Source organism: Streptomyces sp., assembly GCF_031181705.1.
In the GTDB taxonomy this organism is placed as follows: Bacteria; Actinomycetota; Actinomycetes; order Streptomycetales; family Streptomycetaceae; genus Streptomyces.
The window spans coordinates 1-24,479 of sequence record NZ_JAPSKN010000086.1 but is presented as its reverse complement, the minus strand read 5'-3'; the positions used below and the strand labels follow the sequence as shown (position 1 = coordinate 24,479).

Genomic DNA, 24,479 nt, shown 5'->3' with positions numbered 1-24,479 from the left:
TGGCGGTACGGCAAGATGGGGTGTATCTGCCCACTGCCAGTTTCAAGCTGCCGGACGGTTTCTCTTGGCTGAGTTCATTTACACCATGCGCAAGGCGCGCAAAGCGCACGGCGACAAGGTGATCCTCGACGACGTGACGACGAGCTTCCTGCCGGGGGCGAAGATCGGCGTCGTCGGCCCGAACGGCGCCGGCAAGTCGACGATCCTGAAGATCATGGCCGGCATCGAGCAGCCGTCCAACGGTGACGCCTTCCTCACGCCCGGTTACACGGTCGGCATCCTGCTCCAGGAGCCGCCGCTGAACGAGGAGAAGACCGTCCTGGAGAACGTCCAGGAGGGTGTCGCCGAGATCAAGGGCAAGCTCGACCGGTTCAACGAGATCGCCGAGCAGATGGCGACCGACTACTCCGACGAGCTCATGGACGAGATGGGCAAGCTGCAGGAGCAGCTCGACCACGCCAACGCCTGGGACCTCGACGCCCAGCTGGAGCAGGCCATGGACGCCCTGGGCTGCCCGCCCGGCGACTGGGCCGTCACCAACCTCTCCGGTGGTGAGCGCCGCCGCGTCGCGCTGTGCAAGCTGCTGCTGGAGCAGCCCGACCTGCTGCTGCTCGACGAGCCCACCAACCACCTCGACGCCGAGTCGGTGAACTGGCTGGAGCAGCACCTGGCCAAGTACCCGGGCACCGTCGTCGCGGTCACCCACGACCGGTACTTCCTCGACAACGTCGCCCAGTGGATCTGCGAGGTCGACCGCGGTCGCCTCTACCCCTACGAGGGCAACTACTCGAAGTACCTGGAGACCAAGGCCGCCCGCCTCAAGGTCGAGGGGCAGAAGGACGCCAAGCGGCAGAAGCGGCTCAAGGAAGAGCTGGAGTGGGTGCGCTCCAACGCCAAGGGGCGGCAGGCCAAGTCCAAGGCGCGTCTGGCCCGCTACGAGGAGATGGCCGCCGAGGCCGACAAGATGCGGAAGCTGGACTTCGAGGAGATCCAGATCCCGCCGGGCCCGCGTCTGGGCAACGTCGTCGTCGAGGTCAACAACCTCACCAAGGGCTTCGGTGACAAGCTGCTCATCGACGACCTCTCCTTCACGCTGCCGCGCAACGGCATCGTCGGCATCATCGGCCCGAACGGCGCCGGCAAGACCACCCTGTTCAAGATGATCCAGGGCATCGAGGAGCCGGACTCCGGCTCCATCAAGGTCGGCGACACCGTCAAGATCTCGTACGTGGACCAGAGCCGCGAGAACATCGACCCCAAGAAGACCCTGTGGGCCGTCGTCTCCGACGAGCTGGACTACATCAACGTCGGCCAGGTCGAGATGCCGAGCCGCGCGTACGTCTCCGCCTTCGGGTTCAAGGGTCCGGACCAGCAGAAGCCGGCCGGCGTGCTCTCCGGCGGTGAGCGCAACCGGCTGAACCTCGCGCTCACCCTCAAGCAGGGCGGCAACCTGCTGCTCCTCGACGAGCCGACCAACGACCTCGACGTCGAGACGCTCTCCAGCCTGGAGAACGCGCTGCTGGAGTTCCCCGGCTGCGCCGTGGTCGTCTCCCACGACCGGTGGTTCCTGGACCGCATCGCCACGCACATCCTCGCCTACGAGGGCGAGTCCAAGTGGTTCTGGTTCGAGGGCAACTTCGAGTCGTACGAGAAGAACAAGGTCGAGCGGCTCGGCCCGGACGCCTCCCGTCCGCACCGCGCCACCTACAAGAAGCTGACCCGGGGCTGATCTTGCGGCACATCTACCGCTGCCCGCTGCGCTGGGCGGACATGGACGCGTACGGCCACGTCAACAACGTGGTGTTCCTCCGCTACCTGGAGGAGGCCCGTATCGACTTCCTGTTCCGCCCGGACAAGGACTTTCAGCAGGGGTCCGTGGTGGCTCGCCATGAGATCGACTACAAGCGGCAGCTCGTCCACCGGCACCACCCGGTGGACATCGAGCTGTGGGTCACGGAGATCAGGGCGGCGTCCTTCACCCTCACCTACGAGGTGAAGGACGGCGACCAGATCTACGTGCGCGCCTCGACGGTGATCGTGCCGTTCGACTTCGAGGCGCAGCGCCCGCGCCGGATCACCGCGCAGGAGCGGGAGTTCCTCCGCGAGTACATGGACGACGACGAGGAGGAGGCCGTCGCCGCATGACGGTGCTCCACCTCGCCGACGAGGGGGAGGCGGCGGATCTCGCCGCCTTCCTCTCCCGGCTGCTCCACTACGACCGCGGAGCCGCGGTGCGCCTGCAGGCCGCGGGCACCGCGCTCGCCGTCTTCGGGCGGCCGCCCTCCTTCGAGGTGCTGGCGATCCGCGCGGTCCGGCTGGCGAAGCCGTACGAGAACGGGCTCGACGTCACGCTGGACGAGACCGTGTCCGCCGGTGAGCTGCTGGAGTCGGTGGACGACAAGGGCGCCACGGCCGTCGTGCCGGGCGCCGTGACCGGGCCGCCCTGGGCCGGTGTGCTGCCGCCGCGCGGCGGCTGGCGGCCCGAGCCGGGGCTGCCCTCGCCGGACGCGCTGCGGTCCCTGGTGGCCGCCGTGGTCGCCGAGTTCCGCTCCCGCACGCAGGAGTTGCCCGACGAGCGGCGCACCCGCGCCGAGCTGGACAAGATCGGCCGGGACATCTGGTCCCGCACGGTCGGCGACACCCGGCTGCCCGTCCGGGCCGTGCACGCCGCGCAGTCGCTCGGCTTCCTGCGGCCCGGGGCGACGCCGGCCCTGCTCTCGTCGGGCGCCTGGCTCCGGCTGCGCACGCCCTACGGGTCGACAGCCGTACGGCGGGCCGGGCTCGGGGCGCTGGACGTCAGTGTCCGCTGACCGGCTCCTCGCCGGGCGCCGGTCCGGTCAGCCCGGGGTGTTCACCATCGAGGCCGCGGCGTACGTCAGGTAGTTCCACAGCGTGTGCTCGTGCTCCTCGGACAGGCCGAGCTCCTCGACGGCGACCCGCATGTGCTTCAGCCAGGCGTCGTGCGCCGCGCGGTCGACCGTGAAGGGCGCGTGCCGCATCCGCAGGCGCGGGTGGCCGCGGTTCTCGCTGTACGTCGTGGGGCCGCCCCAGTACTGGATGAGGAAGAGCGTGAGGCGCTCCTCGGCCGGGCCCAGGTCCTCCTCGGGGTACATGGGCCGCAGCAGCGGGTCCTCGGCGACTCCCTCGTAGAAACGGTGGACGAGCCGACGGAAGGTCTCCTCCCCGCCGACCTGCTCGTAGAAGGTCTGCTCCTGAAGCGTGCCGCGCCGAATCTCTTTCACGCCGTCCATGGTCTCAGACGCGCAGGCATAGGACTCAAGACCTAGGACCCGCCCGAAGATCCTCGCCTTACTGTGGAGACATGGGCGGCCACGGCAGGGAACTCGAAGCAATCGCCGCCTCCGCGCGGGCGGCGCTGGTGCGGCGGATCGAGGCGAGCGGAGCCTGGGCCGCGGACCCGGTGTGGCGGGAGGCGTTCGCGGCGGTGCCGCGCCACCTCTTCGTGCCGTACTACTACGTCGGCGTCGCCGCAGGCTTCGAACGCCGCTGGGGCGAGAGCCCGGAGCGCGAGGCGCGCGAGCGGTGGCTGCGCGGTGCCTACGAGGACACCCCGCTGGCGACCCGGCTGCGCGACGGTGAGCTGCTGTCGTCCAGCAGCCAGCCGTCCCTGATGGCGGACATGCTGGTCGCGCTGGACGTGCGGGACGGGCACTGCGTGCTGGAGATCGGGGCCGGGACCGGGTACAACGCCGCGCTGCTGGCCCACCGGCTCGGTGACGACCGGGTCACCACCGTCGACCTCGACCCGGAGATCACCGAGTCGGCCCGCCGGCACCTGGCCGCGGCCGGGTACCGCCCGGTCGTCGTCACCGGCGACGGGGCCCGGGGCGTGCCCGAGCGGGCGCCGTTCGACCGGATCATCGCCACCTGCGCCCTGAGCACGGTGCCGCGGGCCTGGCTCGCCCAATGCCGTCCCGGTGGCCGCGTCCTGCTGCCGCTCGCCACCGGCCTGGTCGTGCTCACGGCCGACGACGCCGGGCACGCCGAGGGGCGGTTCCTGCACACGCCCGCCTACTTCGTCCCGCTGCGCGGCGGGGGCCGGCCGGTGGGCGAACCGCTCCAGCTGGGCGGGGTGCCGCACCGGGCCCGGGAGGACGACCTGTTCCGCTTCCTGCTGGCCCTGACCCGCGGCAGCCTCGACCCGCAGGAGGCGCACGCGCTGTGGGAGCAGGAGGGCAGGCCACAGCGCGAGCGCTACGGCATCACCGTCAGCGGGGACCGGGAGTGGGCCTGGCTGGACGACCCGGAGGGGCCGTACGCCTGGCCCCTTCCGCCCTCCTGATCCGTGCGTACGGGCCGGCTCTAGCCGCGGCGGATCGTGATCGTCGTCCAGGCGCCGACGTGCACCCGGTCACCGTCCTGCAGCGGTACCGGGACGAACGGCTGGATCGGCTCCTCCGAGCCGTTGACCGTCGTGCCGTTCGTCGAGTTCTGGTCGACGACCGCCCAGCTGCCGTCCGGCTGCTGGACCAGCACCGCGTGCTGGTGCGAGACGCCCGGGTCCTCCGGGGGCGTCGACAGGTCGATGTCGGGGGTGTCGCCGGTGGAGTGCCGGCGACGGCCGATCGTGATCTGGTTGCCGGTGAGCGTGCGCTGCTGCTCGGGCGAGTACGCGGGCAGGTTCAGGCCCGCGGCCTCGGGGCCGGAGCGCTGCATCATCGCCATGAAGTACTCGCGGTCCGGGCCGATCGTCGCGGTCCAGGTCGCCGGGCCCTGAGGAGCCTGGGGCTGCTGCGGGAAGCCGCCGGGGCCGGGCGGGGCCTGGGTCGCGCCGGGCTGCGGGTAGCCGTAGCCGCCGCCCTGACCGGGGCCGCCCGGGCCGCCGGAGGGCGGGGGAATCACCCAGTCGTCGTCACCGCCGCCGAAGGACGGACCGCCCTGCTGCGGCGGCCGCCGGGTCTCCTGCGGGTAGCCGGGCGGGGCCGGCGGGCCGGACTGCTGGTAGCCCTGCGGAGCGCCGGGGCCACCGGGACCGCCGTGACCACCGTGTCCACCGGGACCGCCGTGTCCGCCGGGGCCGGGCGGGGGCGGGACCGGGCGGGACGGGTCGGGACCGAATCCGGGCGGGCCGCCGGGACCCCCGGGTCCGGGGTGGCCGCCCGGGCCGCCCTGGCCGGGCCGGCCGGACGGGTCGCCGCCGAAGGGCGGGATCGGCTCGGCCGGGCGGTTCATCTGCGAGGGGCGGGAGCTCTGGTAGTCGAACCCGTCACCGCCGCCGTACGACGGGCCTGCCGGACCGGGCCGGCCGGGCTGCTGGAAGCGCACGCCCTGGCCGGGCGCCGGCGGAGGCGGGGCGGCGGGGGTGTACGAGGTCGCCGTGTTCGTCAGGAAGTTCCACCGGCACTCCTCGCAGAACGGCGCGCCGCCCTCCCGGGGCGTACGGCACTGCGGGCAGAGCTCCGGCTCGGCGCTGGGCACGGCGGACAGGTGCGGCGGGCGACCGCCGGGCTGGCCACCCGGGCCGCCGGGACCGGCGGCGGGCGGGAAGCCGTAGCCGCCGCCGGGCGGGGGCGGCGGGGGAGGCGGAGGCACGGCACCCGCCATGCGGTGACCGCAGACCTCGCACCAGTCGTCGGAACCCGACTGGTGTCCGTTCGGGCAGGTCGGCATGTCGGCGCGTCCCTCCTTCGCTCTCTTCCAGGTCACTTCTTCACGCGAACAGTCTTGGTGGACCGGGTTTCGAGCGTCATCTCGTCGGCCTCCTCGACCTTCGCCTTCAGTCGCACAGTACCGGTCGCGGCGTCGACCACGTCCACCACCTTCGCAAGCAGTTTCGCAGTATCGGCGTTCCCGGAGGCACTCGCGAGTTGAACGGCCCGGCCCAGTTTGGCCGTTGCTCCGTCGATATCGCCCGACTTGCGTAGGTCAAGCCCCTGTTGGATGACTTGTGCCAGTTCGGCCTGCCCGGTGTAGTGGGCGACCTGCGGGTTGATCGACGTCGAGGCGGCCATGTCGTCCGTCCACACGGCCCGGACCAAGCCCTGCGCGCCGAGGTTCTGGACGCTGCCGTCGGGCTGCGGGACGACCAGCGAGATCCGGGCCGCCAGCATCTCCTGGCCGAGGCCGGCGGGCGGCACCTCGACGCAGACGTGGTAGTCACGGGACTCGTCGCCCCAGGAACCCAGGGGGTAGTCACCCGCGCGCGGGCCCGACTCGGTGCGCCGCCCGGTCAGTTCCTCGACCGTGGGGGCGACCTGCTTGACGAACTTCACCGTCGTGCCGACCGGGGTCCACAGCCGCAGGGAGACGTCCGCGACCTCCTTGCCCATCGCCGTCTCCATCATCCGCGTGAAGTCGGCGGCGAGCCCGGCCGGATCGGCGACGATGTCGGCCGTGCCGAGCAGGGCGGAGGCGATCCCTGTGACTTCTTTCACTTCCCAGTCGGTGCCCACACCGCGCGCGTCACATGTGAAGCGTCCGGCGCACGCGTCGAGCGCGGCCTTCAGGTCCTCGGGCGACTCGTGCTCGTTGCGGCCGTCGGTGAGCAGGATGCCGTGCCGGATGGCGACGTCCGCGGAGGACAGCAGGCGGTCGGCCAGGCGCAGCCAGGTGCCGATCGCCGTACCGCCGCCCGCGCTCAGCGAACGCAGCGCCTGCTTGGCCTGGGCCCGGGTCGTGGCGTCGGCGACCGCGACCCGGCCCCCGCCCGGGTAGACCTCCTTGGCCGTGTGCGTTCCGCCGACCACCGCGAAGTGCACACCGTCGCGCAGGGTGTCGATCGCGGCGGCCGTGGCGTCCCGGGCGTTGCGCATCTTGGCCGGCGGATAGTCCATCGACCCCGAGCAGTCGACCATGATCGCCACGGCGGCGGACGGGCCCTGGCCGGGCGCGTAGAGGTGGGGCGACGCGACCGCGCTGCCGATCGTGCCGCCGCCGGTCGCCGTCACCGTGACGATGGCGTTGACCTCGCCGGAGCCCTCCGGCAGGTACTCGTTCTGGTACACGTCCACCGAGAACCGGGGCACGTTCGACTTCGAGAAATTGGCCATGCCTGCTTCGCTCCCCCTTCAAAGCCCCCGCCGCGGCGGGTTGACGACAGGACGCGGACCGGTCCCCTCCGGTCCGCCGAGGCGTCCCCGTACGTGGCCTCAGGCCGATCCTGCCCCCTGGGAGACGGCCGGGAACGGCACGAGGGCCACTGTTACGTTGTCGTGGCCCCCGCCGTCCAGGGCGTGGCCGACGAGCACCCGGGCGCTGTGCAGCGGATGCGCGGCCGCGTCGAGCGGCACGACCCGGGCCATCTCGTCGGCCGCCTCCGCGTAGTTCCACAGGCCGTCCGTGCAGACCACCACCACGCCCGGGCGGTCCGGCTTGAACGCGGCCGTGTGCGGTTCCAGTTCGTAGGCGTCGGCGCCGAGCCAGCCGGTGATCGCGTGGGCGCGCTCGTCGGCGTAGGCCTCGGCCTCGTTCATCAGGCCCGCGGCGACCATCTGCGCGGCCCAGGAGTCGTCCTCGGTGAGCCGGGCGGGGGGAGCGGCGCGGTCGACCGGCACCCAGTAGGCGCGGCTGTCGCCGACCCAGCCGACGATCAGCAGGCCGGACGTCACCACCGCGCCGACGATGGTGCACGCCGGGGCGTTCTGGTGCGGGGCGTGCTCGCGGGCCGTGGCGGGCTCCTCGGCCAGCGAGTTGACCGCGCGGGAGGCGGCGACGATCGCGTCGTGCATCGCCTGCTGCGGGTGCGTGCCCCGGGGCAGCGCGGCCAGCAGGGACTCGCTCGCCGCCTTCGAGGCCGCCAGCGAGGCGTCGTCGGGGCGGGTAGCCGAGGAGACGCCGTCGCAGACGATCGCCACGGAGGCGGGGGAGCCGTCGGGCAGCGCGGTGCTGCCGATGGCGAACGCGTCCTCGTTGCGGTGGTGGCGCAGGCCGCGGTCGCTGACCGCGGCCACCGGGCCGGACTCCTGCTCCATGTGGTCCCGTTCGCGCGGCTGGGCGTGGCCGCAGTTCTCGCAGTAGCCGTCGTCGTCCACGCGGCCGGCTCGGCAGGCGACGCAGACCTTGCCGCCGGCGCCGTCGGCCCGCGCCGCCGGGTCGGCGGACACCCGTGGGTCCGGTGCCTGGAGGAGGTACTCGTCGGGCTGGGCCCGCCCGGCGCCGGCCGGAGCGGTGTGACCGCCGGGCTCCGCCGGCCGGTCGAAGCGGACGCCCGCGGCCGGGGCCGGCGGGGCGCTCGGGGGCGGGGGCGTGCCCGGGGGCAGGGCCGAACCGCCCGAGTCGGTGCCCGGGAGGTCCGTCGGCAGGTGCACCGGACCGGGGGCGCCCGGGCCGCCCGGCCCGGGGGCGGGCCAGGCCACGTCGCCCGGGGGCACCGGCGGGGGCTCGGGGTACGCGCCGGCCGGAGCGCCCTGCGCGGGCACCGAACCGTTCATGGCGATGGTCGGGTTGTCCTGAGGCCGTGACGGCACGGCGGACAGGTCGTATCCGCACGCGCCGCAGAAACGGTCACCCGATTCGAGGGGTTCCTCGCAACTCGGGCAGGCGGACAACTGGGGCATCTGCGACATCAACTACACCCACGTCCGGGGGCGGTAACGATTGGCACGTTCCACCAGGTCGATCCTCTCCTCGCCGCCCCGCGCCAGCCGGGCCAGCGTGCGGTACGAACGTTCCAGGCCGAAGCGCAGGCCCCGTTCGTCCAGGCCGCTGCCGAGCAGCGTCCGTCCTCCGGCGGCGGGAGGGGCGGAACCCTGGCCCCCGGAGAGTACCCAGTCCAGGGCGCAACCGAGGACTTCGGCGGACAGCCGCTCGCGGCGCGCCGGATCCAGACCGTACGCCTCCAGCGCCTCGACCTGCGCGGCGGCGGCCGTCAGGTCCTCCAGGAACGGTCCGTCCGACGCCGTCGCCGTGCGCTGCCGCAGCCGGGCCCGGACCGCCGCCACCCGCGCGGCCGTGTAGTGGATGGACGACTCCGGCACCGACTCCAGTGTCCGTACCGCGGCGCGCCGGTCACCGGTCGCCAGCTGCACCCGGGCGAGGCCGAACGCGGCACTCACATAGCTCGGGTCGGTCGACCACACCAGCCGGTAGTACTCGGCGGCGTTGTCGAGCTGGTCCAGCACCTCCGCGCACAGCCCCAGCGCCAGCTTGGGCGCGATCTCACCCGGGAAGGCGTCGTAGATCGCGTCGAAGGCCAGCGCGGCACCCTCGTCGTCGCCCGTGACCAGGGCGGCCAGGCCCCGGTACCAGACCACCCGCCAGTCGTCGGGCCGCTCGCCCTCCAGGGCGGCCAGTGTCCCCAGGGCGGCGCCCGGATCGCCCGTCTCCAGCCACGCCCGGGTCTGCCGCAGCCGGGTCTCGGCCGACGGGGCCGGGGCGGCCGCGAGGGCGGCGAGCAGCTCGGCCGGGGCCGAGGTCATCAGACCCGCGAGGAAACCGGCGTTGGGGTCGGCCGGGTCGACGCGGGGGACGGGCAGGGCCAGGGCGGCGGCGGCCGTGTCCACGGGCTTGACCAGGCCGGGGGCGGCGGGCCCGGCTGCCGGGGGCGGGCTGTGTGTGGGGGCCGGACCGCGCGCGACGCCGTACCGGCCGGCCCCGGCGGGAAGCGGGGGCGCGGGAGCCGGGGCCGCCGCGGACAGCGCGGCGGCGGGCGTGCCCGGGTCGGGGAGCGCGGCGGTGGCGCGGCGCCCGGTGCGTACCGTACGGGCGCCCAGCCGGGACACCTCGCCGTCCAGCGTCGGGAACAACTCCGTGTCCGTGACCCGCAGTTCCGGTCCGAACAGCGTGGACAGCGCGGGCCGGGCGCGGCCCGTCTGCAGGGAGACGACCTCGCGCAGCACGCCCGTCAGCTGCTCGGTCATCTCCTGCGCGGAGGCGAAACGGCGGGCCGGGTCGGGGTCCGTGGCGCGGACCAGCAGGCGGTAGAACGACTCGTACTGCCGGAAGACCTCGATGTGGTCCGGGTCGGGCAGGGAGTCGGCGTAGACGTTCGTGTAGCCCTGGAAGTCGAAGCTCAGGACGGCGAGGGTGCGCGCGACCGTGTACAGGTCACTGGCCACCGACGGGCCCGCCTCGGCCACCTCCGGGGCCTGGTAGCCGACCGTGCCGTAGATGGCCGACTCCTCGTCGTCCATCCTGCGCACCGCGCCCATGTCGATCAGCTTCAGCTGGTCCTCGGTCTGGATGGCGTTGTCGACCTTGAAGTCGCAGTAGAGGAGGTTGCGGCTGTGCAGGTGGCCGAGCGCCTCCAGCGCCTCGATGCCGTACGCGCAGGCCTGCTCCACCGGCAGCGGGTCGCGCCTGCCCTGCGCCGTGCGGCGGGCGTTGGCGATCTCCTTCAGGGACTTGCCGCCGACGTACTCCATGACGATGTAGCCGTCGAGCGAACCCGTGCGCTGGTCCAGGTGCTCCACGAAGTTGTAGATCCGCACGATGTTGGCGTGCTCGATCTCCGCGAGGAAGCGCCGCTCGGAGATCGCCGCCGCCATCGCGTCCTGGTCGCCCGTGTCCAGCAGGCCCTTGAGGACCACCCAGCGGTCCGAGACCGCCCGGTCGACGGCGAGGTAGATCCAGCCCAGACCGCCGTGCGCGAGGCAGCCGACCACCTCGTACTGGCCGTGCACCACGTCCCCGGCCTTCAGCTTCGGCACGAACGAGTACGGGTGGCCGCACTTGGTGCAGAAGCCTTCCGTACGCCCCGGCCGGTCGCCGCGCGCCCGGCCCACCGGAGCGCCGCAGTCCGAGCGCGAGCAGAACCGCTTCCGCTCGGGCACCTCGGGACGGTCCAGGACCATCTCGCGCGGATCGGGCCGCGGGATCGGCGGCACCTGCACCAGCCCGGCGCCCAGCCGCCCCCGGGACGACGAACCGGCCGCGGAACCCGAGCTGCGCACCGACACCGAGCGGCCCGTCGACCTGCCCGACAGGGAGCGCGAGAGCCGTCCCGACACCGACCGGCGCGACTTCGACGACTGCGACGACGTACGGGAACTGCGGCCGCTGGAGCGGGAGCCGGCGCTGCCGGAGCCACGGGAGCCGCCCCTGCCGCCGGCGGTGATGCCGGTGGGGGGCGAACCGACCATGCCTCCCTCGGAGGGGGGACCCCCAGGCGCGACGACCGGGGCCAGACCGCAGGTGTCGCAGTACAGCTCGCCGCCGCCCACGTCCTCGTACGCGCCCTCGCAGGAGGGGCGCTGGCAGCCGTGCGCGGGGCCGGGTGGCTCGTGCGGTGCCTGACTCATGGACTCCCCCTCGTCGCTCATGCGCCCGGCCCCCTCCGGTCGTCCTCGGGCACGCCCTGGTCCGGCACGCGCGGGCCGCCGAGCAGCTCGGCGACAGCCTGCTGGTAGCGCAGCACCGCCTGCTCGGCGGCGCGCAGGTCGCAGGGGGCGCTCCACAGCATGCGGCGCGCCTTCTCGTAGCGCTCCACCAGCAGCGTGTCCTCCGCGAGGCCGTGCCGGGCCACCTTCGCCTTGTACGCGTCGAGCCGGCCGCGCAGCTCGGCGCGGACCGCCAGCGGCGCGGTGACGGCCGTCAGCGACTCGCGGGCGCGCAGCAGTTCGTCCTCCGCCTTCTGCTCCAGCGACTCCAGGAGCGGGGACAGGCGGTGCCACTGCCCCTGCCGGCGGTACTCCGCGGCCGTCGCCAGCTGCTCCTGCAGCGCCGTGGGCGGGCCGCTGACGACCGGCACCTCCGTCGCGGCGATCTTCGCCAGGACCTCGCCGCGCGCGGTGCGCGCCTCGGCCAGCGTGCGGTCCGCGCGGCTGAGGACGTCCCGCAGCGCGACGATCCGCTTCTCCGCGTCCTGACGGACGGTCAGCACGGCGTCGATCTCCCGCCGGACGTCCTCCAGGGCGCGGGCCTCGCGGTCGTACACCGTCGTGTCCGGCCGGCCGCCGCCGGGCGCCGAACTGCCCTCGGCGGGCTGCCAGAACGCCAGCGGGTCCGAGACCACCTGCTCGCGGAGCTTCGTCAGGGTGCGTGTGATGCGCTCCAGGTCGTCGCCCGCCGGATGTTCGCCGGGCCGCACCCCGACCGAGTGGGCGAGCCGGCGGGTGCGCTGCAACTCGGCCGCCAGCAGGTCGATCCGGGCCGGCAGCGCCGACCAGACCGCGTCGGCGGCGACCACCATGTCCAGGCTCGTCGCGTACAGCTCGTTCATCCGGTCGACGAGCGTGGCGAGCGAGTAGCGCTCACTGAGCTTGCCCGCGGTGCCGTGCGGCGTCGCGGCGCTGGCGGTCGCGGCGGCACTGCCGGCCACCGTGACCGACTCGCCGGTGAGGAGCTCCGACAGCTCCACCAGGTCCTCTCGGCTGGACCAGCGGCGGCGGGCCCGGATGTCCCGGGCGGAGCGCAGCGCGTCCGTGTACGCGTCGAAGTACGTCCACAGCAGCGTGATCGACGCCTCCGTGGACGCCCAGCGCTCCCGGGTCACGCCGGTGAGTTCGGCGCCCTCCAGGAGTCTGCGGCCCGCGTGGTCCTGCAGGGCGAGGAGCGAGGTCTCGATCGCCTCGTGCTCCGCGCCGAGCCGCGCCAGCGCACGGTCCACCTCGTCCCGGTCCATTACCGGCCCGGCGGGTCCCGTGACGCCCATCGATCACCTCTCGCTGCCTTCGTGCCGGTCGGGGGGTTGGGGCTTGTTCACTCTTCGGTCCCGGCCACCCTCAGCCGGTGCGGAGGTACTCCGGTGCCGGGGGTTCCGACTTCTTCGCATCCTTGCCCAGTGTCGCCGACAGCCATTTCCGGTACGACGCCTGCCAGCCGTTCGCGGTGTCCTTGCGGTAGTCCACCAGGATCTGGTTGACCCGGCGTACCAGATCGTCGGCGTCCTTCTTCATCGCCACGCCGTAGTACTCGGCAGTGAAGGCGTCACCCTTGAGCTGGACCGTCGGATCCTGTGCCGCCTGGCTCGCCGCGAGGGCGCCGTCCGTGACGACCGCGTCGACCTCGCCGAGCTGGAGCCGCACCAGGCAGTCGAGTTGGTTCGGGACGGTGGTGGAGATGTCGGTCGTCGCGGGGAGGTCGCCGCTCCTCTTGTCCGCCTCCAGCGTGGAGTACGCCGTCGAACCGGCCGCCGTGCAGACCCTCTTGCCCGCGAGGGTGTCGTCGTAGCCCGTGACGGGGGAGGACTTGGGGGCGAGGACCTGCTGGCCCGTCTTGAAGTACGGCGCGGAGAAGGCGACGTCCTCGATGCGCGCGCAGTTGATCGTCATCGTGCGGACGACCATGTCCACGCGGCCGGCCTGGATCGCCGGGATGCGCTGGTCGGTGGGGATCGCCTTGAACTGGACGGCCTTCGCGTCGCCGAGTATGTCCTCGGCGATGCGGTGGACCAGGTCGATGTCGAAGCCTTCGAGCTCCGCGGTCTCGCCGCTGTTGGGGTTGCGGTAGCCCCAGCGGTAGCTGTTCTGGTCGACGCCGACGACCAGCTTGCGCTTCTCGCCCTTGCGGTTCTTGATCTTCTGGATCACGGGGCCGTCGGCGGAGGAGGGGGACAGGGTCTGCTTCTCGGGATCGTCGCACTCCTCCGCCGCCGATCCGGTGGTCGCGGTCCCGGTCGAGGTGGTCGCGGTGCTGCCCGCCGTGCGGGTGGAGTCCGGGGTCACGGCCGACTTCGGGAGGCAGAGCGCGAGGATCGCCACCAGGACGCAGACGAACGCCATCGCGGTCACTCCGCCCCAGCCCCTGAGACTGCTCCGCATCGTGCCTCCTCCTTTCGCCCGTGGTCCGTTCACCGGTACTCCGAGAGCCTGCGGCCGATGCCGAGCACCGCGCCCGCCGCGCCCAGGACCGCCAGGACCGCGGCGCCCGCCGGGAGGCCCGTCAGCGCGTCCCGGCCGTCGCCCGCCGCGTGCTTGAACTCCGTCTCCTCGTGCGCCAGTGCCGCGCGCAGGTTCGCGTCGACGCCGTCGAAGCACTCTCCGGTCGCGCCCTTGGCGCCGATGACCAGGTCCAGCGCCTGCTGGTAGTTGCCGTTCTCGTCCTGCTCGCGGGCGGCCGAGTGACGCTTCTGCCACTCCTTCATGTTGCCCACGGCCGTGGTGACGGGGCGTTCGCCCGGGGCGTCGTCGGCGAGTCTCCCGGCGGCCGCGAGGTGGGCGCCGAGGGCCTTGATGTCCGCGCCGAAGTCGTGGTCGTAGGCGTCGTACGTCCGGTCGCCGACCTTCTTCGTCTCCGCGCCCCGGGCCACCAGGGTGAGGTTCTCGTTGCCCCGCGCCTTGAGGGAGGCGATGCGGGCGTCGTGCAGCACGTTCAGCGAGCGGACGCCGTGGTCGTAGGAGTCGTCCAGGGCGGCGCGGGCGACGCTGTGGCCGACGACCAGCCAGAGCAGGACGACCGTGGCGGTGGCCGTGGCGGCGACCAGGCCGTGGTTCAGGACCCGGTTCGTGCGGCGGTAGGTGCGGTGCTGGGACCAGGCGAGGGCGGCGAGGGCGAGGACGCCGAGGGCGATGGCCGCCCAGGGGTAGGGGCGGGCGTCCGCGTAGTCCGCCTCCAGGCGCTGGTTCTCCTTCTTGTAGAGGTCCTCCGCCGCCGGGAGCATCTGCTGCTGCATCTTCTCGTTGGCGTAGCGCAGGTAGGCGCCGCCGACGGGGAAGCCCTGGCGGTTGTAGGTGCGGGCGCGTTCGATCAGGCCCTTGTACTCCGGGAGGAGTCGGTTGAGCTCGGCGATCGTCGCGGTGGAGGGGGAGTCGGGGTTCGCGTTGGCGGCCGCGTTGACGAGTTTCCCGGCGGCCGTGCGAATGTCCTTCTCGTAGCGGTCGCGGGTGGCGGCCGATTCCTGGCCGCCGGCGAGGAAGCCGCTGGAGGCGGCGGTGTTGGCGTCCGCGAGGGAGCGGTAGATGTCGGCCGCGTCGGAGGTGAGGGGCTGGCTGCTGGTCAGGACGTCGTCGGCGGCGGCCGCGCGGTCGGTCATCTGCCAGGCCGTGACGGCGCCGAAGGCGATGACGAGCAGGGCCAGGAGGGCGCCGATGATGCGCAGGCGGCCCGGTTCCGTGGTGGCGGCGGTGCGGAGCTGGTCCAGGCCCTCGGCGAAGGCGGTGCGGCGGGGGGACTGCGGTGTCCGCGGTGCCTGCGGTGTCCGCGGTTCCTGCGGTGGCGGGGACGACTGGAGGGCCTGGGGTGGTGGGGGGCCGGTCTGGGCCGGTACGGCCGGCAGGATGGGCAGGCCGGAGCCCGTTGGTGGTGGTGGGCTGCTCTTCGGCGTGTACGTCACTGTGACCTCCCCCATGGTCATCCGTCGCCGCAAGTATCGCCGCCGGGACTGACATTCGCACCGGGCTTGCCTGATCTTGATCCGATCGCAGCGTGGAGCACCACCCCTGTCCAGGTACACGTTCGGGGTGGGTGTTCGGTTCCCGTGGTGGTGGGTGGTGGGGCGGGGCCGTGCCGGGGGGGCGGGTGCGTTTCGCGCCGGTTCACCCCTCGTAGTGCCTGCGCAAGCGTTCCTGAGCCTTCTGCCCGGCGCCCACGCTGTCCAGGCCCAGCAGCGCCGCTCCCAGGACCGGGCTCGCCGTCACCACCCGGGGGACCGCCTTGGGGGCGCGCTCCGAGAGCAAGTGGCGGATGTCATCGTCCAGTTGGGGGTGACGGGCCGCCAGCACACCGCCGCCCAGGAGGACCGGGGTCTCCTCGGACAGCAGGTCGAGGCGGGTGAGGGCCACCACCGCCATGGCGACGACCTCCTCGGCCTGGCGGCGCACGAGCGCGCGGGCGGTCGCGTCCCCGGCGGCGGCCGTCGCGAAGAGGACCGGTGTCAGCTCGTGGCGGCGCGGCGCCGGGATGTGTTGCAGGTGCAGTGCCTCGACGAGGGCGTACACGGAGGGGAGGCCGAAGTGGGCGGGGAGGGTGCGGGCCAGGGCGGTGGGGGCGCCGCGGCCGTCCTCCGCCCGGGAGGCGTGCCACAGGGCCTCCTCGGACAGGCCCCAGCCGCCGCCCCAGTCGCCCGAGACGCGGCCGAGCGCGGGGAAGCGGGCCGTACGGCCGTCGGGGCGCATGCCGACGCAGTTGATGCCGGCGCCGCAGACGACGGCCACGCCGCGCGGTTCGGTGACGCCGGAGCGCAGGATGGCGAACGTGTCGTTGCGGACCGTCACCGTCTCGGCCCAGCCGTGGGCCCGGAGCGCGGTCGCCAGTTGCTCCTCCTCCACGGGGAAGTCGGCGTTGGCCAGGCAGGCCGAGACGTGGGTGACCGAGGTGAGCCCGGCGGCGGTGAGGGCCTGGGCGACGGGCGCGGCCAGGTCCCGCATCGCCGTGTCCAGGCCCACGGCCGGCGGGCGGAAGCCGCCCCCGCGTGCCGTGGCCAGGACCTCTCCGTCCGCCGTCACGATCGCCACGTCCGTCTTGCTGTTGCCCGCGTCGATCGCGAGGACACGTGCGGTCAGGCCCACGCCAGGTGCTCCCGGTTGTGTGCGATCAGGCGGTCGGTGAGCGTCTCGGCGTACTCGTACTGGGCGACGAGGGGGTGCGCGAGCAGGGCGCGGAAGACGCGGGTGCGGCCGCCGTGCAGGGCGGCTTCGAGGGCCAGGTGCTCATAGGCCGTGACGTCGGCCATCAAACCCGCGTACAGGGGGTCGACGGGGTGTACGGGGAGCGGGGCCGCGCCCTTGGCGCCGACGGCTGCCTGGACCTCGATCACGGCGTCGTCGGGCAGGAACGGGAGCGTGCCCTGGTTGTAGGTGTTCACCACCTGGTACGGCGTGCCGCCGCCGCCCAGCAGGGCCGCGGCCAGGTCCACCGCCGCCTCCGAGTAGTAGGCCCCGCCCCGCTGGGCGAGCAGCTCCGGCTTCTCGTCCAGGGCCGGGTCGGCGTACATCGCGAGCAGACGCCGTTCCATGTCGGCCACCTCGGCCGCCCGGGAGGGCTTGGTGCGCAGTTCCCGTACGACCTCGTCGTGGGCGTAGAAGTAGCGCAGGTAGTAGGAGGGGACCACCCCCAGCGTGTCGAGCAGGGGGCGGGGCAGGCGCAGGTCGGCCGCGATCGTCGCGCCGTGGTCCGTGAGGAGCCGGGGGAGGACGTCCTCGCCCTCGGGGCCGCCCAGGCGTACGCCCGTCTCCCAGGTGAGGTGGTTCAGGCCCACGTGGTCCAGGTGGAGCTCGGACGGCTCCAGGGCGAGCAGGGCCGCGAACTTGCGCTGCAGGCCGATCGCCACGTTGCACAGCCCGACCGCCCTGTGGCCCGCCTGGAGCAGGGCGCGGGTCACGATGCCGACGGGGTTGGTGAAGTCGATGATCCAGGCGTGGGGGTTGGCGCGGCGGACGCGGTCCGCGATGTCCAGGACGACCGGGACCGTGCGCAGGGCCTTCGCCAGTCCGCCGGCGCCGGTGGTCTCCTGGCCCACGCAGCCGCATTCCAGGGGCCAGGTCTCGTCCTGCTGCCGGGCGGCCTGACCGCCCACGCGCAGTTGCAGCAGGACCGCGTCCGCGCCGTCCACCGCCGCGTCGAGGTCGGTCGTGGTGGTGATGCGGCCGGGGTGGCCCTGGCGGGTGAGGATGCGGCGGGACAGACCGCCGACGAGGTCCAGGCGGTCCCGCGCCGGGTCGGTCAGGACCAGTTCCTCGATGGGCAGGGTGTCCCTCAGACGGGCGAAGCCGTCCACGAGTTCGGGGGTGTAGGTCGAGCCTCCGCCGACCACGGTGAGTTTCATACGTGTTCTAACCCTTTACTCCGGTGAGCGTGACTCCCTCGACGAACGCCTTCTGGGCGAAGAAGAACACGAGGATCACGGGGGCCATGACCAGCACGGTGGCGGCCATGGTGAGGTTCCAGTCGGTGTGGTGGGCGCCCTTGAACGACTCCAGTCCGTAGGAGAGGGTCCAGGCGCCCGGGTTCTCCGAGGCGTAGATCTGCGGGCCGAAGTAGTCGTTCCACGCGTAGAAGAACTGGAAGAGCGCCACCGCCGCTATACCCGGCCGGGCCATCGGGAGAACGACCCGGAGCAGGGTGCGCAGTTCGCCGCAGCCGTCCACCCTGGCCGCGTCCACGTACTCGTCGGGGATCGTGGTGAGGAACTGGCGCAGCAGGAAGATCGAGAACGCGTCGCCGAACGCCATGGGGATGATCAGCGGCCACAGCGTGCCGGACAGGTCCAGCTGCTTGGCCCAGAACAGGTACATCGGGATGACGACCACCTGCGGCGGCAGCATCATCATCGAGATGACCAGCATCAGGGTGAGGTTGCGGCCGCGGAAGCGGAACTTGGCCAGGGCGTAGGCGACGGGGATCGAGGAGACGACCGTGAGGACCGTGCCCAGGCCCGCGTAGAGCAGGGTGTTGCGCCACCACGTGAGGAAGCCCGGGGTGTCGAAGACCTCGGCGTAGTTGCCCCACTCCCAGGTGCGCGGGACCAGGTCGCGGCTGAGCGCCTGGGAGTCGCTCATGAGGGAGGTCAGGAAGACGAAGACGAAGGGCAGGGTGAAGAAGAGGGCCGCCGCGATGCCGAGGGAGTGGACGGCGATCCATTCCAGAAGGGCCCTGCGGTGGGCGGTGCGTTCCGCCGGGGTGGGCGGTGCCTTCTTCAGGTCCAGGGGTTCGTCGAGCACCTGGGTCATCGGTCACCTGCCTGGATCAGGCCGCCCCTGCGGCGCATCAGAAGTGCCGTGAAGGCCATGGAGAGGGCGAACAGGACCAGGGCGACCACGCAGGCGGAGCCGTAGTCGAAGCGCTGGAAGCCCAGGTTGTAGACGAGTTGGGGGAGGGTGAGGGTGGACTTGTCCGGGTAGCCGGGCTCGAACTGCGTGCCCGCGCCCTGGATCACGCCCGAGGCGACCTTCCCGGCGATCAGCGGCTGGGTGTAGTACTGCATCGTCTGGATCACGCCCGTGACCACCGCGAACATGACGATCGGGGAGATGTTCGGGAGCGTGACGTAGCGGAAGCGCTGCCAGGGGGAGGTGCCGTCCAGTTCCGCCGCCTCGTACTGCTCCCTCGGTACGTCCAGCAGCGCCGCCATGAAGATGACCATGAGGTCGCCGATGCCCCACAGGGCCAGCAGGGTCAGGGCCGGTTTGGACCAGGTGGGGTCGTTGAACCAGCCCGGGGCCGGCAGGCCCGCCCCCTCCAGGATCGAGTTGACGGGGCCCGTGCCGGGGTTGAGCAGGAAGGCGAAGGCCATCGTGGCCGCCACGGGCGGGGCCAGGTAGGGCAGGTAGAACAGGGTGCGGAAGACGCCCGTCGCCGTCCTGATCCTGGTGATCAGCAGGCCCACGCCCAGGCCGAAGGCGACCCGGAGCGTGACCATGACGACGACCAGCCAGAGGGTGTTGCGCAGGGCGGGCCAGAAGAGCGGGTAGTGCTCGAAGACGTACGCCCAGTTCCTCGTGCCCACCCACGCCGGCGGCTTGAAGCCGTCGTAGCGCATGAAGGAGAAGTAGACGGTGGAGACCAGGGGGTAGGCGAAGAAGACCGAGAAGCCGATCAGCCAGGGGGACAGGAACACCAGGGTGCGCAGGGTCGAGCGGCGGTGCCTGGCGCGCAGCGTGAGAGTGCTCATGGGCTACTTCGCCTGCGCGATGTCCGTGTCGATCTGCTCGGCCGTCCTGCGCAGGCCCGCCTTGAGGTCGGTGGCCTTGCCGCTCTCGTAGTCGTAGCCGAACTGCTGGATCGTGGTGAGGTAGACGCCGCCGTTGACCGAGGCGGGGGCCGTGGTGGAGTTCGGGTTCGCGGCGATCTCCAGGAACGTCTTGAAGCGCGGGTCGTACTTCAGCTTCGGGGACTTCAGGGCCTCCAGGGTCGAGGGCACGTTGTGGATCGCGTTGGAGAAGTTCACCACCGCGTCCGTGTCGGTGGTCATGTACTTCACCAGCTCCCAGGCCGCGTTCTGCTTCTCGCTGGTCGCGGCGATGCCGGCGATGGTGCCGGTGATGTAACCCTTGCCGTACTGGTCGGCCTGGTCGTCGGGGACGGGCAGCGGGGCCACGCCGATCTCGAACTCCGGCTCGGCGGCCAGGGCCATGCCCAGGCGCCACTCGCCGTCCAGCTGCATGGCGACCTGGCCGGTGTGGAAGGGGTGCTTCGGGCCCCATTCGTCGCCCAGCCCGGAGCGGTAGGTCTCCAGCTTGCGGTAGCCGCCGAGGGTGTCGACCAGCCTCTTCTGCATCCTGAAGGCCTTCTCGAAGGCGGGGTCCTTGCCGACGTTCGACTTGCCGTCCTCGTCGAAGTACGTGGGGGAGAACTGGCCCAGGTAGTGCTCGGTGGTGGTCTCCCAGCCGTGGTAGTTCGGCATGAAGCCGAGCTGCTCGAAGGTGTCCCCCTGAGGGATCGTCAGCTTCTTCGCGACCCGCTCGAACTCCGACCAGGTCTTCGGCGGGGCGGTGACGCCGGCCTTCTCGAAGGCCGTCTTGTTGTAGTAGAGGCCGTAGGCGTCACCGAGCAGGGGGACCGCGCAGCGGTTGCCCTCGAACTGCGTGTACTCGTTCATGGCTTTCGGGAAGGTCTTCTCCGGGTCGATGCCCGACTTGTCGAAGAACGGGTCGAGGTCGACCAGGGCGCCGGACGAGCAGAACTTGCCGACGCTGTTCGTGGTGAACGACGAGATCACGTCCGGGGCCTTGCCGCCGCCGGCGCGCAGGGCCTGGTTGATCTTGTCGTCCGTCATGTTGCCGACGACGTCGACGTGGATGCGGGGGTGCGCCTTCTCGAAGCCGGCGACCAGGTCCCTGACGGCCTTCACCTCCGAGGGCGCGCTCCACGCGTGCCAGAAGGTGAGGGTCGTCTCTTTGGAGGCGTCGTCGTTCGCGCCGGAGTCCGGCCGGCCGGTGCAGGCGGTGGCGAGAAGGGCGAGGGAGGCGGCGAGGGTGAGGGCCGCTTTTCGGGGCATTCCGGGCATGGCGAAGCTCCCTGAGGTACGGGGGAAGGAAGGGGGGACGCGAGCAGGGGTGGGTCAGCGGGAGGTGTCGAAGACCTCGTCCCGTGTCGTGGTCAGCGCGCTCTCCAGCGCGCCGCGCAGCACGGGGTGTTCACGGACGTCGCCCACGACCAGGCGCGGGCGGGACGCGGCCAGTTCCTCCAGCTCGGCCTGGACGAGGGCGCGCAGCGGCTCGCCGCCCGAGGTGAGGGCCGCGCCGCCCAGGACGACGAGCTCGGGGTCGAGGACCGAGACGAGGGAGGCCAGGCCGGTGGCGAGGCGTGTCGCGTAGGTCCTCAGGAAGGCGCGGTGGGCGTCGTCGCCGGACTGCGCGGCCCGGGCCAGCAGCTGTGCGGCGGCCTCGGCGTACGGGCCCTGGGGGATGTCGTCGATGCCGAGTTCACGGGCCAGGCGCGGGACGGCCTGGGAGCCGGCCAGCTCCTGGTAGCCGCCGCTGTTGGCCCTGGTGACCTGGCGGACCAGGGGCGCGCCGGGCACCGGCAGGAAGCCGACCTCGCCGGCGCCGCCGGTCCAGCCGCGGTGCAGCCGGCCGCCGAGGACCAGGGCGGCGCCCAGGCCCTCCTCGTTCCACAGCAGTACGAAGTCCGTGTGGCCCCGGGCCGCGCCCAGGCGCTGTTCGGCGAGTGCGACCAGGTTGACGTCGTTCTCGTACTCGAACGGCATCGGCAGGGCGGCGGCGAGCTCGTCCAGGAGGGTCGGGGAGTGCCAGCCGGGCAGGTGGGAGGCGTAGCGCAGGCGGCCCGTGGTGGGGTCGAAGGCGCCGGGGGTGCCGATGACGAGGCGGTGGACGTCGTCCCGGGCCAGGCCCGCCGCCTTCACCGCGCCGTCCAGGGCGTCGGTGACCTGCTGGACGACGGGGGTGCCGGTGCGCCTGCCGGGGGTGGGCAGTTCGAAGCGGCCGATCGTGCGGCCGGTGATGTCGGCGACCGCGGCGAGGATCCGCTGGGGGGTGACGTCGAGTCCGGCGGCGTGCCCGGCCGCCGGGTTGACCTCGTAGAGCTGGGCGCTCGGCCCCGGGCGGCCCTCGGTGGTGCCGGTGGCCAGGACCAGGCCCGCCGCCTCCAGGCGGGCCAGCAGCTGCGAGGCGGTCGGCTTGGACAGGCCGGTGAGCTTGCCGATCCGCGTGCGGGACAGCGGCCCGTGCTCCAGCAGCAGGTCCAGGGCGGCCCGGTCGTTCATGGCGCGCAGGACGCGCGGGGTGCCCGGCGTTCCGGCGAATCCTGCCATGCGTGTCCACACCTGCCCTTCGGCTGCTCAGCTTCTCAGTGATCGGAGAGGGAAGTCCACCCCTCATTGTTAGGAAACTTACCTATCGGATGCGAGGACCGTAGGGCGCCGCGGGGCCCGCGTCAAGGGGCCGGGTGACCGGGGCGCAGGAGACGACGGAGGGCCCCCGGCGATGCCGGGGGCCCTCGTGCCGCGCTGGTCGCTACTTGGTGACGCTCGGCGGTGGTGTCAGGGGCGTCGCCGCCTGGGACTGCGGCGAGGTGGTGCTGGCGTACACCGACGGCGCGGCCATGCCCGCCGTCGGGTCCGCGGGCGTCTCCTCCACCGGGACCGTGGCGCCGCCGACGATCCGGATGTCCGCCGCGTCGAAGGCCCGCTTCACGCGCCAGCGCAGCTCGCGCTCCACGGTCAGGGACTTGCCCGGCATCGTCTTGGCCGACAGCCGCACGACCATCGAGTCCAGCAGGACGCTGTCCAGGCCGAGGACCTCGATCGGGCCCCACAGCAGCTCGTTCCAGGGCTCCTCGGCGCCCATCTTCTCGGCGACCTCGTCGAGCGTGGCCTTGACCTTGTCCAGGTCCTCGGAGGCGGCGACCGTGACGTCGACGTTGGCCGTCGCCCAGCCCTGGGAGAGGTTGCCGATGCGCTTGACCTCGCCGTTGCGCACGTACCAGATCTCGCCGTCGTCGCCGCGCAGCTTGGTCACGCGCAGGCCCACCTCGATCACCTCGCCGGAGGCGACGCCCGCGTCGATCGTGTCGCCGACGCCGTACTGGTCCTCCAGGATCATGAAGACGCCCGAGAGGAAGTCCGTGACCAGGTTGCGCGCGCCGAAGCCGATCGCCACGCCCGCGACACCGGCGGAGGCCAGCAGCGGGGCCAGGTTGATGTTGAACGCGGACAGGATCATCAGGGCCGCGGTGCCCATGATGAGGAAGCTGGCCACCGAGCGCAGCACCGAGCCGATCGCCTGCGAGCGCTGACGGCGGCGCTCGACATTGACCAGAATGCCGCCCAGCGGGCTGCCGTCCGAGCTCTGGGCGGTGCGGCTCATGCGGTCGATGAGCTTGGTGATGGCCCGCCGCACCGCGACCCTCAGCACGGCCGCTATCACCAGGACCAGCAGGACCTGCAGACCGATCGCGAGCCAGGTCGACCAGTTCTGCTCGACCCAGCCGGCGGCGTTCGTCGCGCTCTCCTGGGCGTCCTGGAGCGAGGGCACTCTCGGGGACTGCGTATCCGACGGGGTCGGCGACGGCGACGGCGACGGGCCGGCGGCCGACAGGACGGCGTCCACAACGGACAAGGACACGGCAGGTACCTCCAGGTGCAGCGGTCTGCCCCGGTGCGGTGGTTCGGGGGGTCAAGGTCACGGCTGGGTCACCGAAGGGGCATAACCACCACACTAACGGGGCATTGTGTGTGCCTCTGACGGATGTGTGAAGGAGAGACCGGGCTCACCTGGGCTTGAACAGGCCATGATCCGGGGGATCCTTCGGATGTGGTCGAAAACACTCCCAGCCCGTTACGGGGACATGGTGGCGCTTCCACCAGGCATGAGGGGAAACTGGCTACGAATCGTCCCGGCGCGAGCCACGCGCCGCCGGCGTCCAAGGAGGCATCCGTGCCGCATGTCCTGGTCCTCAACGCGTCGTACGAGCCGCTAGGCGTCGTACCGCTCCGCCGCGCGCTCGTCCTCGTCCTCGAGAACAAGGCCGTCTGCCTCGAGGAGACCGGCGCCTATCTGCACAGCGCGACCGTCACAGTCCCCGCACCCAGCGTGGTCCGGCTCAAGCGATTCGTGCGGGTTCCCTACCGGGGGCCCGTTCCGCTCACCCGCCGGGCGCTGTTCGCCCGCGACGGGGGCCGGTGCATGTACTGCGGTGGCGTCGCAACCAGCGTCGACCACGTCATCCCGCGCAGCCGCGGGGGCAAGCACGTCTGGGACAACGTGGTGGCGTCCTGCCGCCGCTGCAACCACGTGAAAGCCGACCGGCACCTGGTCGAGATCGGCTGGCGGCTGCGTCACAAACCCGCCCCGCCCACCGGCCTGGCCTGGCGCATCATCGGGACCGGGCATCGGGACCCGCGCTGGCTGCCGTACTTGCAGCCGTACGGCGCGGACGACGCCTTGGCCCGGATCGACGGCATTTCCGCCTGAGACGATCCGGGCTTTCGTGTAGGCGCGCGCGGCATCCCGCCGGGCCCGGGGGACCCGTCCCCCCGGGCCCCCGCGTGCCCACGCTCACGCGTACCGCAGCTCCCCGGGGCGCACCGAGCGGCGCAGCAGGGGCAGTGAGCCGGCCGCGGCCAGCAGGCAGGCGGCGTAGGCGGCGAGGGGCACCAGGGCGATCGCCCAGGGGACCGGCCGGCCCGCGAGCAGCGCGTACCAGGCGCCGACGGCCGCCCCGCCCAGGCCCGCGAGCAGCAGCGC

20 protein-coding genes and 1 pseudogene are annotated in these 24,479 nt (G+C 72.4%); 5 read left to right on the top strand and 16 right to left on the bottom strand.

Features of this window, described 5'->3' with window-relative positions; genetic code table 11:
• Nucleotides 1-64 precede the first annotated feature (64 nt).
• From ettA to RIN80_RS17535, 3 genes are read left to right on the top strand one after another with little or no spacing between them, the layout of a single operon-like run.
• Nucleotides 65-1,729, top strand: coding sequence for an energy-dependent translational throttle protein EttA (gene ettA / locus RIN80_RS17545; RefSeq protein ID WP_037765916.1), 1,665 nt, complete (start codon nt 65-67; stop codon nt 1,727-1,729).
• A 2-nt stretch (nt 1,730-1,731) separates the two neighbouring features.
• The gene (locus tag RIN80_RS17540; protein ID WP_309096534.1) at nt 1,732-2,145 is read left to right on the top strand and encodes a thioesterase family protein; all 414 of its coding nucleotides are present in this window, start codon (nt 1,732-1,734) and stop codon (nt 2,143-2,145) included.
• Entirely contained in the window at nt 2,142-2,810 is a 669-nt protein-coding gene (locus RIN80_RS17535) for a hypothetical protein (protein WP_309096533.1), read from the top strand. The genes RIN80_RS17540 and RIN80_RS17535 overlap by 4 nt, the downstream gene beginning before the upstream one ends.
• Before the next feature lie 27 nt (nt 2,811-2,837).
• Here RIN80_RS17535 and RIN80_RS17530 read toward each other — a convergent pair whose 3' ends face one another.
• Nucleotides 2,838-3,251 (bottom strand): globin, encoded by a 414-nt coding sequence (locus RIN80_RS17530; protein ID WP_094055540.1) that lies wholly within the window; start codon nt 3,249-3,251, stop codon nt 2,838-2,840.
• A 71-nt stretch (nt 3,252-3,322) separates the two neighbouring features.
• On the opposite strand from RIN80_RS17530, the gene RIN80_RS17525 reads away from it, so the two are divergent.
• Nucleotides 3,323-4,303: a methyltransferase domain-containing protein gene (locus tag RIN80_RS17525; protein WP_309096532.1), complete on the top strand. Its 981-nt coding sequence runs from the start codon at nt 3,323-3,325 to the stop codon at nt 4,301-4,303.
• A gap of 20 nt (nt 4,304-4,323) precedes the next feature.
• Here RIN80_RS17525 and RIN80_RS17520 read toward each other — a convergent pair whose 3' ends face one another.
• The 14 genes from RIN80_RS17520 to RIN80_RS17455 all read right to left on the bottom strand — a co-directional run bounded on the left by RIN80_RS17520 (nt 4,324) and on the right by RIN80_RS17455 (nt 23,357).
• Nucleotides 4,324-5,631, bottom strand: a complete 1,308-nt coding sequence (locus RIN80_RS17520; RefSeq protein ID WP_309096535.1) for an FHA domain-containing protein — start codon at nt 5,629-5,631, stop codon at nt 4,324-4,326.
• A gap of 32 nt (nt 5,632-5,663) precedes the next feature.
• The gene (locus RIN80_RS17515; protein ID WP_309096531.1) at nt 5,664-7,010 is read right to left on the bottom strand and encodes a VWA domain-containing protein; all 1,347 of its coding nucleotides are present in this window, start codon (nt 7,008-7,010) and stop codon (nt 5,664-5,666) included.
• A 99-nt stretch (nt 7,011-7,109) separates the two neighbouring features.
• Nucleotides 7,110-8,525 carry a protein phosphatase 2C domain-containing protein gene (locus RIN80_RS17510; protein ID WP_309096530.1) on the bottom strand — a complete coding sequence of 472 codons (1,416 nt, stop codon included), beginning with the start codon at nt 8,523-8,525 and terminating at the stop codon, nt 7,110-7,112.
• 3 nt (nt 8,526-8,528) lie between these two features.
• Nucleotides 8,529-11,198, bottom strand: coding sequence for a tetratricopeptide repeat protein (locus RIN80_RS17505; RefSeq protein WP_309096529.1), 2,670 nt, complete (start codon nt 11,196-11,198; stop codon nt 8,529-8,531).
• Nucleotides 11,199-11,215: 17 nt separating this feature from the next.
• Nucleotides 11,216-12,550, bottom strand: coding sequence for a hypothetical protein (locus RIN80_RS17500; protein WP_309096528.1), 1,335 nt, complete (start codon nt 12,548-12,550; stop codon nt 11,216-11,218).
• A 70-nt stretch (nt 12,551-12,620) separates the two neighbouring features.
• Complete coding sequence (locus RIN80_RS17495) at nt 12,621-13,658, bottom strand: glutamate ABC transporter substrate-binding protein (protein WP_309096527.1); 1,038 nt, start codon at nt 13,656-13,658, stop codon at nt 12,621-12,623.
• A 29-nt stretch (nt 13,659-13,687) separates the two neighbouring features.
• On the bottom strand, nt 13,688-15,184 hold the full coding sequence (locus RIN80_RS17490; RefSeq protein WP_309096526.1) for a hypothetical protein: 1,497 nt from the start codon (nt 15,182-15,184) through the stop codon (nt 13,688-13,690).
• Between the two features lie 187 nt (nt 15,185-15,371).
• Nucleotides 15,372-16,343, bottom strand: coding sequence for a BadF/BadG/BcrA/BcrD ATPase family protein (locus tag RIN80_RS17485; protein ID WP_309096525.1), 972 nt, complete (start codon nt 16,341-16,343; stop codon nt 15,372-15,374).
• The gene (locus RIN80_RS17480; RefSeq protein WP_309096524.1) at nt 16,334-17,599 is read right to left on the bottom strand and encodes a 6-phospho-beta-glucosidase; all 1,266 of its coding nucleotides are present in this window, start codon (nt 17,597-17,599) and stop codon (nt 16,334-16,336) included. The genes RIN80_RS17485 and RIN80_RS17480 overlap by 10 nt, the downstream gene beginning before the upstream one ends.
• A gap of 7 nt (nt 17,600-17,606) precedes the next feature.
• A complete protein-coding gene (locus tag RIN80_RS17475; protein ID WP_309096523.1) occupies nt 17,607-18,503 on the bottom strand; it encodes a carbohydrate ABC transporter permease in 897 nt (298 codons plus the stop codon).
• On the bottom strand, nt 18,500-19,444 hold the full coding sequence (locus RIN80_RS17470; protein WP_309096522.1) for a sugar ABC transporter permease: 945 nt from the start codon (nt 19,442-19,444) through the stop codon (nt 18,500-18,502). The genes RIN80_RS17475 and RIN80_RS17470 overlap by 4 nt, the downstream gene beginning before the upstream one ends.
• 3 nt (nt 19,445-19,447) lie before the next feature.
• Entirely contained in the window at nt 19,448-20,779 is a 1,332-nt protein-coding gene (locus RIN80_RS17465; protein ID WP_309096521.1) for an ABC transporter substrate-binding protein, read from the bottom strand.
• Between the two features lie 54 nt (nt 20,780-20,833).
• On the bottom strand, nt 20,834-22,045 hold the full coding sequence (locus tag RIN80_RS17460; RefSeq protein WP_309096520.1) for an ROK family transcriptional regulator: 1,212 nt from the start codon (nt 22,043-22,045) through the stop codon (nt 20,834-20,836).
• Between the two features lie 202 nt (nt 22,046-22,247).
• A complete protein-coding gene (locus tag RIN80_RS17455; protein ID WP_309096519.1) occupies nt 22,248-23,357 on the bottom strand; it encodes a mechanosensitive ion channel family protein in 1,110 nt (369 codons plus the stop codon).
• 312 nt (nt 23,358-23,669) lie between these two features.
• Between RIN80_RS17455 and RIN80_RS17450 the strand changes: the two genes are divergently transcribed.
• Nucleotides 23,670-24,206: an HNH endonuclease gene (locus tag RIN80_RS17450; protein ID WP_309096518.1), complete on the top strand. Its 537-nt coding sequence runs from the start codon at nt 23,670-23,672 to the stop codon at nt 24,204-24,206.
• Nucleotides 24,207-24,290: 84 nt separating this feature from the next.
• Here the strand turns inward: RIN80_RS17450 and RIN80_RS17445 are convergent.
• A pseudogene (locus RIN80_RS17445) lies at nt 24,291-24,479 on the bottom strand (ABC transporter permease); the annotation flags it as partial.